We start from the raw sequence: 14,851 nt of genomic DNA, 5'->3' as shown, positions 1-14,851 counted from the left end.
CTCCACCCATGAGCCGCCGTATGCTGGAGGCACTGAGTGAACAACTGTCCTCCGAGTGGAAAAGGCGGATCATGCTCTTCCTCGTCGCAGCCCTCCTCCTGATGGGGATCATGCTGGGCACCGCGGCACACCTCCCCGTCCCCGTCACCCTCCTCGCGGCCGCCGCCATCAGCGGCTGGCTGCTCGTCTTCTTCCTCCGCGAACGCCGCCACAAGACCGAGGTGACCTCCCGATGACCGCGCTCAGCGAAGCCCCGCGGACGGCCTCCCCCGCGCCGGCCGCCGCCCCGCGCGCCACCCGCCCGCAGGCCGACGGCATGGCCGTGGCGTCCTTCATCCTCGGCCTGCTCGGCACCCTGGTCCTCAACCTCGTCCTCGGCCCCTGTGCCCTGATCCTCGGCGGCCTCGCCCTGGCCCGCGGCACCACCCGCCGCGGCCGCGCCCTCCTGGGCCTCGCCCTCGGCGCCACGGACCTCCTCCTGCTCGCCCTGCTCGTCACCACGGACGGCACGGTCAGCTGGCACATCGCCGGCTGACCCGACCCAGGAGGCGCCCCCGCACACCCCGCAACACCCCTGCCACGACCCCGCCCCGACCACGCTGACCTGCCGAAAGGCAAACCTTGCAAGCGCGGATCCCTTATCCGCTACGCTAGTCGCCGGATCACGCCCGTGATCCCCGCCTCCGTAGCTCAGGGGATAGAGCACCGCTCTCCTAAAGCGGGTGTCGCAGGTTCGAATCCTGCCGGGGGCACAGAGAAACGCCTGTTCAGAGGCCCTTCCGCCCATCGGACGGGAGGGCCTTCGTCCTCGCAGCACACGCGATGACGTCGCGGAGACGGGCAAGCTCGGGGACGTCAGGCGCGCTGCTCGGGAGGCGGGCCGCCGACTTGGGTGGAAGCCCGTCACCAGGCTCGTCGGCGGTCGACGCTTCGTCATCGACGCGCGGGAAGTACCCGAGGAGATCGCGCGGCTGGCCGGAGATGCGGCTGCCGAAGCCGTGGACCGGGCGCGACGACCACTGAGCAGGCGGCGGCCTCAGCCCGGGAAAGCCGAAGGATCCGGGCCCACTGCGCTGAGGCAGTCGGCCCGGCCCCTTCGGCTACAGCCACCCGGCACGCGTCAAGCACACATCACGCTGCGACCCCTTCAAGACGGCCACCGTCTCTGCGGCCTTGCGCGCCTTCTTCTCCGCCTTGATCGACGGGTGTCGGTCGCCCGCCGATCTCCTCAACTCGGGCACGTGGCTTGATCAATGGGCGCGTCCGGGGCACCCCCCATAGGCGAGCCAGTGCCGTAGCAGGGGACACCGATACCGCCGAGTCTGTGCCGGGACCCTTTGCGCGGCCCGCGCCGCCGCTGACCACACGTCTAAGGCGTCGCCGTGGCCGGTTCGGTGGTCAGGCGGGCCCGCCAGTCACGGACGCAGTCATGGGAGATGGAGGCCAGGCGGGCTATCTCCGCGTCGTCACGGCCGTCGGCCCACGCCAGGATCCGGGTCACGGTGCGGTTCCGCGCGACGCGCAAGTCCTTGAGCACGCCTTCGAGACGTTCGACCTCCTCGCCTTCGTGGACGAGTTGCCGGTCGACGGCGGCCCGTTCGTCGGCGCGCAACTGCCGGAGATAGGCGGGCAGGCCCGTCAGGACCAACCCCTCCTCGTGCGCGGCGCCCTGGAAGCGTTCGGCCAGGGCCGCCAGCACACAGTCCGGCACATCGGCGAGAGTGGCTCCGGGCGGCTTGGCCGCCTCCCAGGTGCCCCTGCCGGCCTCCGTCGCCTCCAGCCAGAGGCGGGCCTCCGTAGGAGTACGGTCGCCGCACGCCTGGGCGCGATAGGCGTACAGGGCGGCGCGGTGACCGTAGAAGGTGAAACCGTCCTCGATCCGCCGGTCGGCGGCGCGGCACATCCGCCCCGGGACACCGCCGTAGCCCGAGTCGGGCCGGTAGTCGGCGTAAGCCTCCAGTTCCGCGTCGGTGGCCACTCCCCAGGACGGCTCGCACAGGTCGGGGTTGCTCGCGAGGAACGCGCTGACCTCGGCCCGCCACGCGGGGACCGGGCTCATCCGGAGCCTGGGCCAGACGACAGCTCCGGAGGGCGCGAAGGTGTAGGTGGCGGCCTGCTCGATGTCGTCCCAGGCGGTGGCGGCCTCGGCGGACCACTCCAGTTCGCCGGCCGGCCCCGTGCGGTGTATCGAGTCCACGAGCCGCTGTACGGCGGGCAGTGTGCGCAGCGCGAGCGCATGCAGTTCCTCGGCGGTGAAGAAGCGCCAGGAGTAGCCGCGCTGCTCGTCGTGCGCCAGGTGGGTCAGCAGGTACACGAGAACGCCGGGGGGGCGGCAGCGTCCCGTCACCGAGTGCGCTGCGCGGGACACCGGGGAGCTGGCTGTCCAGGTGCTCGCGCGAGGCCCGCCAGTCGACGTCCCCGAACCAGACCGCACCGCTCTGCGCGTCGATGGCCAACCACTGGTGGTATCCCACTCCCGGGCCGTACCGCTCCGCTTGCTGCTCGGCGTCTTCGTCGTGCCAGACGTACTCGGCGGGGGGCGGGTTCAGCTCTACGGCCACGAAGCCGTCCTCCGGGCGGTAGCCAGTGAGGATGCGGGCCGTGATCGGTGCGCTGTCGGCGGCGGTCATGAGGGGTTTCCTCTCGATGGAACAGCAACCGCCGCAAACCGTAGAGCGCTGGTCGGTCATTAGTTCAATTTTCAGTCATTTGCGCCTGGCTCGACACGGTAGGCGGGCACCCCGGGGTCTCGATGTCACGCGAGGTCTACGCGCGTGCAAGCGGACACCAGGTTGGCCATATTTCACGCAGCCTCCACGATTTGCTCACTTCACGGCATGCCTTCACCGCTCGTCCTCGATCAGTTGATAGTTTAACATTCTACTACTTGCCAAGGTTGCGCCGCGTCCCCTACGAACGCAACGTGCTCGACTCCAGCCGCCGCCGATCCGGCGCGACCTTTCACCACCGGCATCCCCCGAAAGGCTCCGACCCTGAACACCGCACTCGCAGAAGCCCTCTCTGCCGCCCTGCTCCTGGCGGTGCTGGCATGTGCGGTGATCCGGCCGTGGGGGTGGCCGGAGGCGGTCGTGGCCGTTCCCGCCGCCGGAGTGGTCATCGCCACCGGCGCGATCTCCCTGGACCACGCGGCGGCCGAGGCCGTCCGGCTGGGTCCGGTGATCGGCTTCCTCGCGGCCGTGCTCGTTCTGGCCCAGTTGTGCGACGACGAGGGCCTGTTCCACGCCTGCGGCGCCTGGATGGCCCGCAGGGCGGCCGGCCGCCCCCGTCGCCTGCTGGTGCTGGTGTTCGTGATCGCCTCGCTGATCACCGCGGTGCTCAGCCTGGACGCCACGGTGGTGCTGCTGACGCCCGTGGTGTTCGCCACCGCCGCCCGGCTGGGCGCCCGCGCCAAACCGCACGTGTACGCCTGCACCCACCTGTCCAACACGGCCTCGCTGCTGCTGCCCGTCTCCAACCTGACCAACCTGCTGGCGTTCGCCGCCAGCGGCCTGAGCTTCACCCGCTTCGCCGCCCTGATGGCGCTGCCCTGGCTGGCCGCGATCGGTGCCGAGTACGTCGTCATCCGCCGCTTCTTCGCCACCGACCTGGACGCCGGCGCCCAGAGCCCGCCCACGGAAGCACCCCGCGAACTGCCACTGTTCGCCCTGATCACCGTGGCGGGCACCCTGGCCGGCTTCGTCCTGACCTCCGCGCTCGGCATCAACCCGGCCTGGGCGGCGGCCGCGGGCGCGGCCGTTCTGGCGGCCCGCGCGCTGGCCCGGCGCCGCACCACCCCCACCGCGATCGTCCGGTCCGCGGCCCTGCCGTTCTGCGCCTTCGTCCTGGCCCTGGGCATCGTGGTCCGGGCGGTGGTGGACAACGGCCTCGCCGACGCGCTGGGCCACCTGGTGCCCGGCGGCACAAGCCTCCCGGCCCTCCTCGCCATCGCGGCCCTGGCAGCCGTACTGGCCAACATCATCAACAACCTGCCCGCCGTCCTGGTCCTCCTCCCCCTGACCGCCCCCACCGGCCCGGGCGCCGTCCTGGCCGTCCTCCTCGGGGTCAACATCGGCCCGAACCTCACCTACGCCGGCTCGCTGGCCACCCTGCTGTGGCGGCGCATCGTGCGCGAACACGACACCGATGTGGCCCTGGGCGAGTTCACCCGCCTCGGCCTGCTCGCCGTACCGGCCGCCCTCCTGCTCGCGGTGGTGGCACTGTGGACCTCACTCCAAACGATCGGAGGCTGAACACCGTGACCGTCATCGTCTGGATCGTCGAGGGCACCTGGCCCGCCTGCGTCGATGCCGCACGCGCCCACACGCCCGCGGACGCCGACACGGTGCTGCTCCACGTCACCGGCCACGAGGTACCGGACGCCGCGCACGGCGCCTACGCCGGACTGCTGGGCCGCGCACGCCCCGATCGCGACCCCGGCACCGCAGTGGAACACCTGGCCGCCGCCTCCGCCGAACAACTCCTGGCCAGCGCGGCCGCGCGGCTGGGACGCCCCTGCACCCGGCAAGAACGCTCAGGCCGCGCCGAACAGGAGGTCGTGGCCGCCGCAGAAGGCGCCGACCTGCTCATCGTCGCCCGCGACGGCGACCGCACCCACCTCGGCCCCCGCAGCCTCGCCCCCACCAGCCGCTTCATCGTCGACCACGCCCCCTGCCCCGTGCTCCTCGTCTGGCCGGAGCCCGCACCCACCACCGCCACCATCCCTCCACACCACTGCTAGTACTCCGGCTGAACAGAAGACGTCGCCTGAGCTGGCTCTCCTTGTGTTGCTCGTCGTCCCATTCCATGACGGACTCGATCGGGCCGGTGAGCTGCTCCGCCTCCTCGGCCAGGGCGCCGGACGACGCCGACCGATGACCGCGGCTACCCCGCGGATGACACAGCGTTGCTCATCTACGACTGGTTCATCGACGGCACAGGGGCCGACGGCAACGGCCGACGCGCGCCCGCATTTCCACTGCGCCGCCCGTGCCCGGCGAACAGCACCGGAGCGTCCGCGACGTGCCGGGCCGCGTCGGTATCCATGGAGACGATGCGTGCCTCGGGGATGTGACCTTCATCGCGGTGGTGGAGTCTCAACGCGTTCACCCTTGCGCCGTCCCCCGGCGACGGTGGCGGCGGCTCATCCCCCGTCGATGAAGGTCATAGGGGTGTGGGCGGATGCGCACGGCAGAAAACGCCGGGCGCGCGGAGAGCCATATCTGTGTCCGCGACATGAGAAATAGGTTCGGGGCCCGACGAGCATTACTCCGGGCGTCGACCGGCGCGGAATTATTGACCGCGCAGGGCTGATCGCACCGTGCTACTGTCGATCTCAGTTGCAGGTGTGGTTGCCAGAAGGTTTATTTCCGACGGGGTAATCATCACGGCGACACGGAATTCGCACAGGGCGAATTCCTGACACCGCCTCGAAGGAGAAATAACATGGCTACTGGCACCGTGAAGTGGTTCAACGCGGAAAAGGGCTTCGGCTTCATCGCCCAGGACGGCGGCGGCGCCGACGTCTTCGCCCACTACTCGAACATCGCCGCCCAGGGCTTCCGCGAGCTGCTGGAGGGCCAGAAGGTGTCGTTCGACATCGCGCAGGGCCAGAAGGGCCCGACGGCCGAGAACATCGTTCCCGCCTGACACCGGCGCTGACGCATACTTCGCAGCTGGGGCCCGCACCTCTGGGGTGCGGGCCCCAGCTCGCTGCTTTTCAGGGCGCGACGGGAAGGCTCCACCACATCACCGACCGGTGAGACATTCCCCGTCGCCCGACCCGCCCCACATCGACTGTGGCTCGTCTCGAAATTCTTTGCGCGCTCCTCTGCTGCGGGAATTCCTTGCTACGTGCCCCATCAAGGATGGTTCCGCATGAAGCACACCCGCACTCCCCGCACATATGACCGCTTCGGAGGAGGCGACGGCGCCAACCGCTCCGGTGGTCAGCGCCGTTCAAAGGGCTACGGAAACCACCGGGCCGGACGGCCCGCACACGGCGAGTTCGCGCCGCCGAAGACGATCACGCCCGCACTGCCCGCCGTCGGGTCGTTCGCCGAACTCGCCATGCCGGCGCCGTTGCTGGCCGCGCTCGGCCACCAGGGCGTGACCGTGCCGTTCCCGATCCAGGCCGCGACCCTGCCCAACTCCCTCGCCGGTCGTGACGTACTCGGCCGTGGCCGCACCGGCTCGGGCAAGACCCTCGCCTTCGGCCTCGCCGTACTGGCTCGTACAGCCGGGCGACGTGCCGAGCCGCGGCAGCCCCTCGCCCTTGTCCTGGTCCCCACCCGTGAGCTCGCCCAGCAGGTCACCGAGGCGCTCACTCCGTACGCCCGCTCCGTGAGCCTGCGGCTCGCCACCGTCGTCGGCGGAATGTCCATCGGCAGGCAGGCCGGTGCGCTGCGCTCCGGGGCCGAGGTGGTCGTCGCGACGCCCGGACGGCTCAAGGACCTCATCGACCGGGGCGACTGCCGACTGGTGGATGTCGACATCACGGTCCTCGACGAGGCCGACCAAATGGCCGACATGGGCTTCATGCCCCAGGTCACCGCCCTGCTCGGCCAAGTGCGTCCCGAGGGACAGCGGATGCTCTTCTCGGCCACCCTGGACCGTAACGTCGACCTGCTGGTCCGCCGCTACCTGACGGACCCGGTAGTCCACTCCGTCGACCCGTCAGCGGGCGCGGTCACCACGATGGAGCACCACGTGCTCCATGTGCACGACGCGGACAAGCACCGGACGACCACCGAGATCGCGGCGCGGGACGGTCGAGTGATCATGTTCCTTGACACCAAGCACGCGGTGGACCGGCTGACCGAGCACCTGCTGGGCAGCGGTGTCCGCGCCGCGGCCCTGCACGGTGGCAAGTCCCAGCCGCAACGCACGCGGACCCTGGCCCAGTTCAAGAGCGGGCAGGTGACGGTGCTGGTGGCGACCAACGTCGCGGCGCGCGGGATCCACGTCGACAACCTCGACCTGGTCGTCAATGTGGATCCGCCCAGTGACCACAAGGACTACCTGCACCGCGGCGGCCGTACGGCCCGCGCCGGCGAGTCCGGCCGCGTCGTCACCCTGGTGACCCCCGACCAGCGTCGCGGCATGACCCGGTTGATGGCTTCCGCAGGCATCACCCCTCGGGTCGCCCAGGTACGTTCGGGCGAGTCGGAGCTGAGCCGCATCACAGGTGCCCAGGCCCCTTCCGGCGTCCCGGTCGTCGTCCCCGCGCCGGGCGGGGAACGTCCCCGCGGTGCGTCGTCTTCGTCCCAGGGCCGTCAGGGCCGCCGAGGCCGCGTCGGCCAGGGCCGGCCCGTCAGCGAAGCGGCGCGCCGCAGGGCACAGCGGCGGACCACCTTCGACTCGGCCGCCTAGAGCCGCCGTGATCACCAGCCCGTCCGTCCGGCAGGAGGCACCCATGACGACCGTTCAGCCGCACCAGGTAGCGGACCGCCCCACGGCCGTGGTCCACGACAGGGGCGCGTTCGGGCCTCGGGTCCGTGACGACATGACGGTCGAGGTGGCCCTGTCCCTCATGGCCGGTGCCCGTGTCGATCACCTCGTCGTGTGCGACGGGGACGACCAGAGCACGGGCCTGGTCACCCTGACCCGGCTCGCCGCTCTCCGCGGCAGCCCCGCCTACACGGACCGGATCCGTCTGCGGGACATCCTCGACGGACCGTTCACCTCGTCCGGCACAGTCGGGGAGCACGGCGGACCCCCGGGCGTCCTCGCCCTCGCCGGCTGATCCGCTTCGCCGCTCCGGACCGCTTCGGCGCTGCTCGGGGGCACCGCCTCCACGGAGGTGTGAGGACAGGCGGAAAGCCGCCGTCAAAGAACCGGTGAGGGCCCGGCCGACACGCGTCGGCCGGGCCCTCATCCGTCGTATCGCCGCCCGGCGTCTCGTCGTCCGTGCGAAGGCTCCTGGCCGAGCGGAGGGGCGAGGCGGCGTCTGGCTGCCCGCAGTGGCCGGGACGGATGCATCCCTTCAGGAGCGTCGGCACACATGCCCACACTCGCGTACCAGCCTGTTCGGCCCTGCCCCTGGCGTGACGCGACCGCCGGGGCGACAAGAGGCGGCTGCCCCAAGCCCTGAGGGACCTGGCCAGGTGCTCGCCGCCCAGGACGACCTGTTCCATCCGTTACCGCAGGCCATAGGAGACCTGTGGCTCCTGGGCATCAAAATCTACTCTTGCCAGAGTAGACATTGGCTTCTGGCACGGTTAATCTTTGTCTCGTCGACACGGTCGAGCGAGACCCGGCAGACATGAACTGCCGGGTAGCAGTACCTGAAGTTCGCAGGTCAGCGCGGTTCTGGAGTTCCGAAGCCAAGGTGTTCGAAGAATGGTGACGGGGCTGAGAGCCGCACTGAGCAGCCCGCAGGTCGAGGGGCTGCGCAACAGCATCACCGAGCAGTACCGCAGTACCCGCTCACCAAGTGGTCGGTTCGAAGAAAGGACGGAGGAGTCAGACGCCATCAGGATCGCCCGGCCCGGGCAAGCTCCCGGTCCGGGTACCGAAAGACCCCGGAATGGATGGTGGTCCCCGGTCACGCAGCCGCGATCCCCGCACCCCTCCCCTTGGCGGGCCGGGTAGCGGAAACAGAAGGTCGGCAGAGCATGAGGGCCGACAGATGGTGTTTCATTTCCTTCGGGGCCCTGGTGCCGTACGGCACCAGGGCCCCTCGACGCGTTGCACTACGAGGTGACATGGCAGCAGATACTCCACTCAGCGATCGTCTGGATGACGACGACTACCCCGCATACACGATGGGCCGGGCCGCCGAAATGCTCGGTACCACCCCGGGCTTCCTCCGAGCCATCGGTGAGGCTCGTCTGATCACTCCGCTGCGCTCGGAGGGCGGACACCGCCGCTACTCCCGCTATCAACTGCGGATCGCCGCTCGCGCCCGCGAGCTCGTCGACAGAGGAACCCCGATCGAGGCCGCTTGCCGCATCATCATTCTCGAGGACCAGCTTGAGGAGGCTCAGCGCATCAACGCCGCGTACCACCGTGCCGCGAACGATGCGTCCGACAGCTCCAGTCCCGGGTCGAGCTGATCACGTGGGCGGGGCGGGGCGGCTCGGGCACGCACGACTCCGCGACGCACATGAAGGAAGGCGCACACGGTCGGCCCGTCCGTGCCGACGAGCGCTGGTTGCCGTTCTGGTGGGCATCAAGGCCCGTCCGGCACCGTTCGCCGCCTGTGACGGCCCACTGCGCCGCAGGGCATAACCGTGCGCGATCGTGCGCGGACTGCCCGGCCGAGGGCGTCATGCCGGGGATCGCGCATGCCGCCGCTGCACCGCTGACCAGGGCGAATGGCGCTACGGAGCGGCATCGGGCAGCCCCCGGCAAGGCCGGTTCTGGAGGGTATGCCCCTCTTGGGCCGACCCTTTTGTCTGTGCGGGGAGGAGCGGGCCGGGCGGAGGGGCGGGGAGCCTGCTCGTACTGTTTCTGGGGATACCGGCCGGGCTGAAGGGGCCGGGCACCGGAAGTTATCCACAGGCGCCGCGGGGAGCGGGGCGGAGCTCGTAGGCTTTCGGGGTGGCTCTGGCGGACGTGGGAATGGTCGAGGACATGGATGCAGCAGACACTCCGGAGGCGGGCGAGGCGGTGCAGGTGCTGCGCCGCGTCTTCGGGTACGACGCGTTCCGGGGCAGCCAGCAGGAGATCATCGAGCACGTCATAGGGGGCGGCGACGCCGTCGTGCTGATGCCGACCGGTGGCGGCAAGTCGCTCTGTTATCAGATTCCGTCGCTGGTCAGGCCGGGTGTCGGGGTCGTGATCTCGCCGTTGATCGCGCTGATGCAGGACCAGGTCGACGCGCTGCGGGCGCTCGGGGTGCGGGCCGGGTTCCTCAATTCGACGCAGGACCTGGAGGAGCGGCGGCTGGTCGAGGCGGAGTTCCTGGCCGGGGAGCTGGACCTGCTGTATCTGGCGCCGGAGCGGCTGCGGGTGGAGCAGACGCTGAGCCTGCTGGACCGGGGGAAGGTCTCCCTCTTCGCGATCGACGAGGCGCACTGCGTGGCGCAGTGGGGGCACGACTTCCGGCCGGACTACCTGGCCCTGTCGATGCTGCACGAGCGCTGGCCCGACGTGCCGCGGATCGCGCTGACGGCCACGGCGACCGACGCCACGCACGCCGAGATCACCTCCCGCCTGAAGATGGCGGAGGCCCGGCACTTCGTGGCGAGCTTCGACCGGCCGAACATCCAGTACCGGATCGTGGCCAAGAGCGAGCCCAAACGGCAGTTGCTGGAGCTGCTGCGGGGCGAGCACGCCGGCGACGCCGGGATCGTCTACTGCCTGTCGCGGGCCTCGGTGGAGAAGACCGCGCAGTTCCTGGTGGAGAACGGCATCGCCGCGGTGCCGTACCACGCCGGCCTCGACGCCCGTACGCGCGCGGAGCACCAGGCGCGGTTCCTGCGGGAGGACGGCCTGGTCGTGGTCGCCACGATCGCCTTCGGGATGGGCATCGACAAGCCGGACGTGCGGTTCGTGGCGCATCTGGACCTGCCGAAGTCGGTGGAGGGCTACTACCAGGAGACCGGGCGCGCCGGGCGGGACGGCCTGCCGTCGACGGCCTGGCTGGCGTACGGGCTGCAGGACGTGGTCCAGCAGCGGAAGATGATCGACGGTTCGGAGGGGGACGAGGCGCACCGGCGGCGGCTGTCGGCTCATCTCGACGCGATGCTGGCGCTGTGCGAGACGGTGCAGTGCCGGCGGGTCCGGCTGCTGGCCTACTTCGGGCAGGAGAGCGACAGCACCTCTTGCGGCAACTGCGACACCTGCCTGACCCCGCCGCAGACCTGGGACGGCACGGTCGCCGCCCAGAAGCTGCTGTCGACGGTCGTACGGCTGCAGCGCGAGCGTGGGCAGAAGTTCGGCGCGGGCCAGATCATCGACATCCTGATGGGGAAGAAGACCGCCAAGGTCATCCAGTTCGATCACGACGCGCTGAGCGTCTTCGGCGTGGGCGCCGATCTCCGCGAGGCCGAATGGCGCGGCGTGGTACGGCAGTTGCTGGCGCAGGGCCTGCTCGCCGTCGAGGGTGAGTACGGCACGCTGGTGCTCACGGAGAAGAGCGGCGAGGTGCTGCGCGGCGGGCGTGAGGTGCCGATGCGGCGCGAGCCGGAGAAGGCCGCGCGGGCCGCTAAGGCGAAGACCGCGAAGGGCAAGCGGGCGCCGGTGGATCTGCCCGAGGAGGCGCTGCCGGTCTTCGAGGCGCTGCGCGGCTGGCGGGCCCGTACGGCCAAGGAACAGGGCGTGCCCGCGTATGTGATCTTCCATGACGCGACGCTCCGGGAGATCGCCCTCCTGGGCCCGGCCACCACGGCCGAACTCGGCACGGTCAACGGGGTCGGCGAGAACAAGCTCGTGAAGTACGGCCAGCAGATCCTGGACGTGCTGGCGGGGCGGGAGAGCGACGGGGACGCCGACGGCGCGGGCGGTGGGCCCGCGGCGGCGGTCGCCCACCCCGAGCCCGGGCCCGCCCCGGAGGACGAGGAGGCGCTGCCGGAGCCCCCGGACGACATCGACTGGTGACAAAGCCCCGACCGGTGAGCCGCTCAGCAGGTCGGCCGGGCGGCTTCCCGGGGGAGGCGGAGGGCGGCGCGGGCGGTGCCGACGGCCCGGGCGCCTTGCCGGGGTTGCGGCCTTTGGCCGGGACTGCCGGGTGGATTGTCACGGGACCGATCCCAGAGATCTTGCTGACTGTTACACAACGTACGGATTGCCGTTAAGGACGCTCCGTAAGGTGCCTCCCGTACCGTGACCCCGGGCGGCCCGAGCCGCCCCCGACGAGGAGTACCCATGCGGGCCCAGCGCCGCTCCATGATCCGTACCGCCACCGTCGCCACCGGTGCGCTCGCCGTCCTGCTGCTGCCCGTGGGCGCCGCCTTCGCCGCGGATTCCACCGCGCCGACGGAAAGCCGTACGTCGATCATGCTGCCCGACAACGGACTGGCCGGAATCGCCGAGAAGGCCGGGCACCTGCCCAAGGCGGGCCTGATCGGAGGTGCCGGCGCGCTGTGCGTGGCCGGTGCGGCCGTCGCCGTCCACCGCCGCCGCCAGTCGAGCCGCAGCCACCAGGCCTGAGCAAGGCCTGAGCGCCGAGCCGGGGGCTACTCCCCCGGCTGTTCCTCCACCATCCGCTGCACGTCCTCGTACGCCGGCGCCGCGCCGCCCGGCTCCGGCAGCGGCTGCCCCGTACGGATCGCCTCCGCCGCCCCGAGGGTGGCCTGCAGGGCCGTACGGAAGAGCAGCGAACCGGTGCTGATCCGGCGCACGCCGAGTTCCGCCAGCCGGGCGACGGTGTGCCGGCCCGGCGTGAAGAGGATGTTCAGCGGGGCCTGGACCTCGCGGACCAGCACGGTGATGTCCTCGTCGGCGACGATCCCCGGTACGAACACCCCGTCCGCGCCCGCCGTCAGATAGCTCTCGGCGCGGGCCAGCGTCTCCGACAGCGGGGGCGGGCTGGCCACCCGCCAGTGGGTGTCGATCCGGGCGTTCAGGAACAGCCCCGGCGCCCGCTGCTTCACCGCGGCGAGCACCTCGGCCTGCCGCGCCGGGTCCTGCAGCCCCGCGCCCCCGGGCAGCCCGTCCTCCAGGTTCAGCCCCGCCGCCCCGGCCTCCGCCAGCGCCCCCGCCAGGTCCGCCACCTGCTCCGGCCCGCCGCCGAACCCGCCCTCGATGTCGACGGTGTAGGGGCAGGTCAGCCGGCCGTTGAGGCGCAGTGCCAGGGCGAGGGTGGCGTCCTTGACCTCGGCGAGCCCGCGGCCGTCCGGATAGCCGTGGGCCGCCGCGACCCCCAGGCTCGTCGTGCCGACCGCCGCGAATCCGGCCGCGGCAAGAGCGACCGCCGACGCGACGTCCCAGGCGTTGGGGAGCAGCAGCGGCTGGTCGGCGTGGTGCAGCGCGTGGAAGTGGAAGGTGGCGTACTCCGGGGAGGTGCTCATACGGGCACCGTAGGCACGAGTCCCTTCGGTACGCACCGAAGACTCGCGGCGGACAATCGAGTCATGACCACTCCGGCGTACAGCACCGCGACGAACCGGGCGGCGGCGGACGGCGCTCCGGCGGACGGCGCTCCGGCGTAGCGCACCGGGCTCGCACGGCGCGGGTGGCCGCGGCTTCCTGGCGGGTGGCTCCGGCTTCCTGGCGGGTGGCTCCCGGCCCGCATGCCCCCGGTCGCCCATAGACCGTGATGCGGGCGCCCCGGACCTCCGTGGTGCTGCAGACCTCGAAGGCGTCGCGCAGGGTGGCCCGTTTGGCGATTTCCTGGTCGTTGTCGTCGGTGGGCTGGCCGTCCGGGTCGCCCGCGACGACGATCCGGCGGCTGGCCAGCATCCGGGCGCGGATCGCGTCACCGGAGCGTTCGGTGCCGTAGAGGGTGTGGGAGGCCAACGGGCTCTCGGCCAGGGCGAGGTCGGTCAGACCGCGGAAGTCGTGCGGCCGGGTCGCCGTCCAGATCCGCCGCCGGGCCGGCATGAACAGCAGGCCGTCGCCCGGCTCGGCCACCTCGCGTACGGCCTGGGCGACCGCGGTGACGTCGTCGACCCGGCTGTCCGGGCTGCGCAGATGGACGTCGATGGGCAGCAGGGCGGCCAGCACCAGCGCGACGGCCGCGGTCCGGCGCAGCCGGCGGGCCCGGGTCTGCCCCCGTTCGCCGGCCGGGCGCAGCAGCCGGGCCAGTGCGGCACCGGCGAGCAGTGCGAAGCCGGCCACGTAGTACAGGACGTAGCGGTCGACGTAAGCCGGTTCGACGTGCGAGAGCAGCAACAGGAGGAGGGTGGGCAGGAGCAGCAGCGGGATGCCCAGGGCGCGCAGACCGATCGGGCCGCGGGAGCGGATCCGCACGCGGGCGCAGGCCAGGCCGAGGGCCGCGAGCACGGCGAAGGTCAGCAACTGCAGCGGGTCCGGCCACATCAACCAGCTGATCTGCGCCGACTGCCGGGTGCTGAACACCGCGAGCGGGGCCAGACCGGCCAGGACGGCGCCCGCGGACAGCGCCCAGGCGCGGAGCACCCGGCGGGGCAGCCGGCCGAGGACCAGCGCGGCGGCGTGCACGGGCAGCATCAGGCACGCGAACTCGTGCAGCAGACAGGCGGCCAGCATCAGCGCCGTGTAGCCGAGCCACGGCCTGGGGCCCGGACCCGGATGCTGCCCCGGGCGCGGTTCCGGATGCGGCCCCGGATGTGGCCCCGGAGGCGGTTCCGGATGCGGCCCCGGGCGCGGAGGCGAGTGCGGCGGTGTCGTCGCGGCGGCGGTCACGACCAGCAGGTACGTGGCCCAGACGACCAGAGCGCAGACGGTCGCGTACGAGCGTCCCTCCTGCGCGTACTGCTGGACCACGGGGATGCACGCGAAGGTGAAGCCGGCCAGCAGGCCCGCCCGCCGGCCGACGAGGCGGTGTCCGAGCAGGGCGACGCCCGCGGTGGCGGCGGTCATCGCGGCCACCGACGGCAGCCGCAACCCCACCACCTCGCCGAACGTCCCGTCGAGGGCGGCGTCGTAGACCCGGAACCAGACGTGCATCAGCGCGTAGTACAGGCCGTGGACGACATCGACGTGCAGCAGCGTGTGCCACAGGTCGGGCAGGCTGCGGTGCGCCATGTCGTAGGTGACCGCCTCGTCGCGCCATACGCCGTCCCGGCGGCGGATCCCCCACGCCCCCAGGAGCAGCATCACGCCGGAGGGCATCAGCATCACCGCGCCCTGCGCCGCCCACGGTCTGCGCGTGGCGACGGCGGACGCATAGGCCGGCTTCTGTGCTTGCGCTACGTCGATGACGGGCTCCGGTCACGTACGGGACGGAGGACGGGCGAGCGGGGCGTCCGAGCGGGAGGAGGACGGA

Annotated in this window: 13 protein-coding genes and 1 tRNA gene; 11 read left to right on the top strand and 3 right to left on the bottom strand. The window is 71.4% G+C overall.

Translation table 11 applies throughout. The features are described from left to right. Positions 1 to 8: 8 nt before the first annotated feature. From AB0G35_RS06565 to AB0G35_RS06555, 3 genes are all read left to right on the top strand, one after another. Positions 9 to 236, top strand: a complete 228-nt coding sequence (locus tag AB0G35_RS06565; protein WP_360945360.1) for a hypothetical protein — start codon at positions 9 to 11, stop codon at positions 234 to 236. Continuing rightward, on the top strand, positions 233 to 535 hold the full coding sequence (locus AB0G35_RS06560; protein WP_360944699.1) for a hypothetical protein: 303 nt from the start codon (positions 233 to 235) through the stop codon (positions 533 to 535). Before AB0G35_RS06565 ends, AB0G35_RS06560 begins: the two co-directional genes overlap by 4 nt. 144 nt (positions 536 to 679) lie before the next feature. Further along, positions 680 to 752: transfer RNA gene (locus AB0G35_RS06555), tRNA-Arg, on the top strand. Positions 753 to 1,369: 617 nt separating this feature from the next. On the opposite strand, the gene AB0G35_RS06550 is transcribed toward AB0G35_RS06555, so the two are convergent. Then, positions 1,370 to 2,314, bottom strand: coding sequence for a hypothetical protein (locus AB0G35_RS06550; RefSeq protein ID WP_360944696.1), 945 nt, complete (start codon positions 2,312 to 2,314; stop codon positions 1,370 to 1,372). 679 nt (positions 2,315 to 2,993) lie between these two features. On the opposite strand from AB0G35_RS06550, the gene AB0G35_RS06545 reads away from it, so the two are divergent. The 8 genes from AB0G35_RS06545 to AB0G35_RS06510 all read left to right on the top strand — a co-directional run bounded on the left by AB0G35_RS06545 (position 2,994) and on the right by AB0G35_RS06510 (position 12,093). After that, positions 2,994 to 4,250, top strand: coding sequence for an SLC13 family permease (locus AB0G35_RS06545; RefSeq protein WP_360945316.1), 1,257 nt, complete (start codon positions 2,994 to 2,996; stop codon positions 4,248 to 4,250). A gap of 5 nt (positions 4,251 to 4,255) precedes the next feature. Beyond that, positions 4,256 to 4,738 carry a universal stress protein gene (locus tag AB0G35_RS06540; protein WP_261950898.1) on the top strand — a complete coding sequence of 161 codons (483 nt, stop codon included), beginning with the start codon at positions 4,256 to 4,258 and terminating at the stop codon, positions 4,736 to 4,738. 704 nt (positions 4,739 to 5,442) lie between these two features. Continuing rightward, positions 5,443 to 5,646, top strand: coding sequence for a cold-shock protein (locus tag AB0G35_RS06535; protein ID WP_161242060.1), 204 nt, complete (start codon positions 5,443 to 5,445; stop codon positions 5,644 to 5,646). 228 nt (positions 5,647 to 5,874) lie between these two features. After that, positions 5,875 to 7,368: a DEAD/DEAH box helicase gene (locus AB0G35_RS06530; protein ID WP_360944691.1), complete on the top strand. Its 1,494-nt coding sequence runs from the start codon at positions 5,875 to 5,877 to the stop codon at positions 7,366 to 7,368. Between the two features lie 43 nt (positions 7,369 to 7,411). Continuing rightward, positions 7,412 to 7,741, top strand: coding sequence for a CBS domain-containing protein (locus tag AB0G35_RS06525; protein ID WP_360944688.1), 330 nt, complete (start codon positions 7,412 to 7,414; stop codon positions 7,739 to 7,741). A gap of 961 nt (positions 7,742 to 8,702) precedes the next feature. Then, complete coding sequence (locus AB0G35_RS06520) at positions 8,703 to 9,053, top strand: MerR family transcriptional regulator (protein WP_360944685.1); 351 nt, start codon at positions 8,703 to 8,705, stop codon at positions 9,051 to 9,053. Between the two features lie 520 nt (positions 9,054 to 9,573). Beyond that, positions 9,574 to 11,541: a DNA helicase RecQ gene (gene recQ / locus AB0G35_RS06515; RefSeq protein WP_360944682.1), complete on the top strand. Its 1,968-nt coding sequence runs from the start codon at positions 9,574 to 9,576 to the stop codon at positions 11,539 to 11,541. A gap of 267 nt (positions 11,542 to 11,808) precedes the next feature. Then, a complete protein-coding gene (locus AB0G35_RS06510; protein WP_360944679.1) occupies positions 11,809 to 12,093 on the top strand; it encodes a hypothetical protein in 285 nt (94 codons plus the stop codon). Positions 12,094 to 12,119: 26 nt separating this feature from the next. Here the strand turns inward: AB0G35_RS06510 and AB0G35_RS06505 are convergent, their stop codons facing one another. Both AB0G35_RS06505 and AB0G35_RS06500 read right to left on the bottom strand, forming a co-directional pair. Further along, positions 12,120 to 12,953, bottom strand: coding sequence for an isocitrate lyase/phosphoenolpyruvate mutase family protein (locus AB0G35_RS06505; protein WP_360944676.1), 834 nt, complete (start codon positions 12,951 to 12,953; stop codon positions 12,120 to 12,122). 61 nt (positions 12,954 to 13,014) lie between these two features. Then, positions 13,015 to 14,703, bottom strand: coding sequence for a hypothetical protein (locus AB0G35_RS06500; protein WP_360944673.1), 1,689 nt, complete (start codon positions 14,701 to 14,703; stop codon positions 13,015 to 13,017). Between the last annotated feature and the right edge of the window lie 148 nt (positions 14,704 to 14,851).

This window comes from Streptomyces sp. NPDC021749 (assembly GCF_040640655.1).
In the GTDB taxonomy this organism is placed as follows: Bacteria; Actinomycetota; Actinomycetes; order Streptomycetales; family Streptomycetaceae; genus Streptomyces.
This window is presented reverse-complemented; position numbering and strand designations above follow the sequence as displayed.

Bases quoted from the DNA above. Each gene is read 5' to 3' on its own strand.
- AB0G35_RS06565 (WP_360945360.1), top strand. From the start codon at position 9: ATGAGCCGCCGTATGCTGGAGGCACTGAGTGAACAACTGTCCTCCGAG.
- AB0G35_RS06560 (WP_360944699.1), top strand. From the start codon at position 233: ATGACCGCGCTCAGCGAAGCCCCGCGGACGGCCTCCCCCGCGCCGGCC.
- AB0G35_RS06535 (WP_161242060.1), top strand. From the start codon at position 5,443: ATGGCTACTGGCACCGTGAAGTGGTTCAACGCGGAAAAGGGCTTCGGC.
- AB0G35_RS06530 (WP_360944691.1), top strand. From the start codon at position 5,875: ATGAAGCACACCCGCACTCCCCGCACATATGACCGCTTCGGAGGAGGC.
- AB0G35_RS06525 (WP_360944688.1), top strand. From the start codon at position 7,412: ATGACGACCGTTCAGCCGCACCAGGTAGCGGACCGCCCCACGGCCGTG.
- AB0G35_RS06520 (WP_360944685.1), top strand. From the start codon at position 8,703: ATGGCAGCAGATACTCCACTCAGCGATCGTCTGGATGACGACGACTAC.
- recQ (WP_360944682.1), top strand. From the start codon at position 9,574: ATGGATGCAGCAGACACTCCGGAGGCGGGCGAGGCGGTGCAGGTGCTG.
- AB0G35_RS06510 (WP_360944679.1), top strand. From the start codon at position 11,809: ATGCGGGCCCAGCGCCGCTCCATGATCCGTACCGCCACCGTCGCCACC.
- AB0G35_RS06505 (WP_360944676.1), bottom strand. From the start codon at position 12,953: ATGAGCACCTCCCCGGAGTACGCCACCTTCCACTTCCACGCGCTGCAC.
- AB0G35_RS06500 (WP_360944673.1), bottom strand. From the start codon at position 14,703: ATGCTGATGCCCTCCGGCGTGATGCTGCTCCTGGGGGCGTGGGGGATC.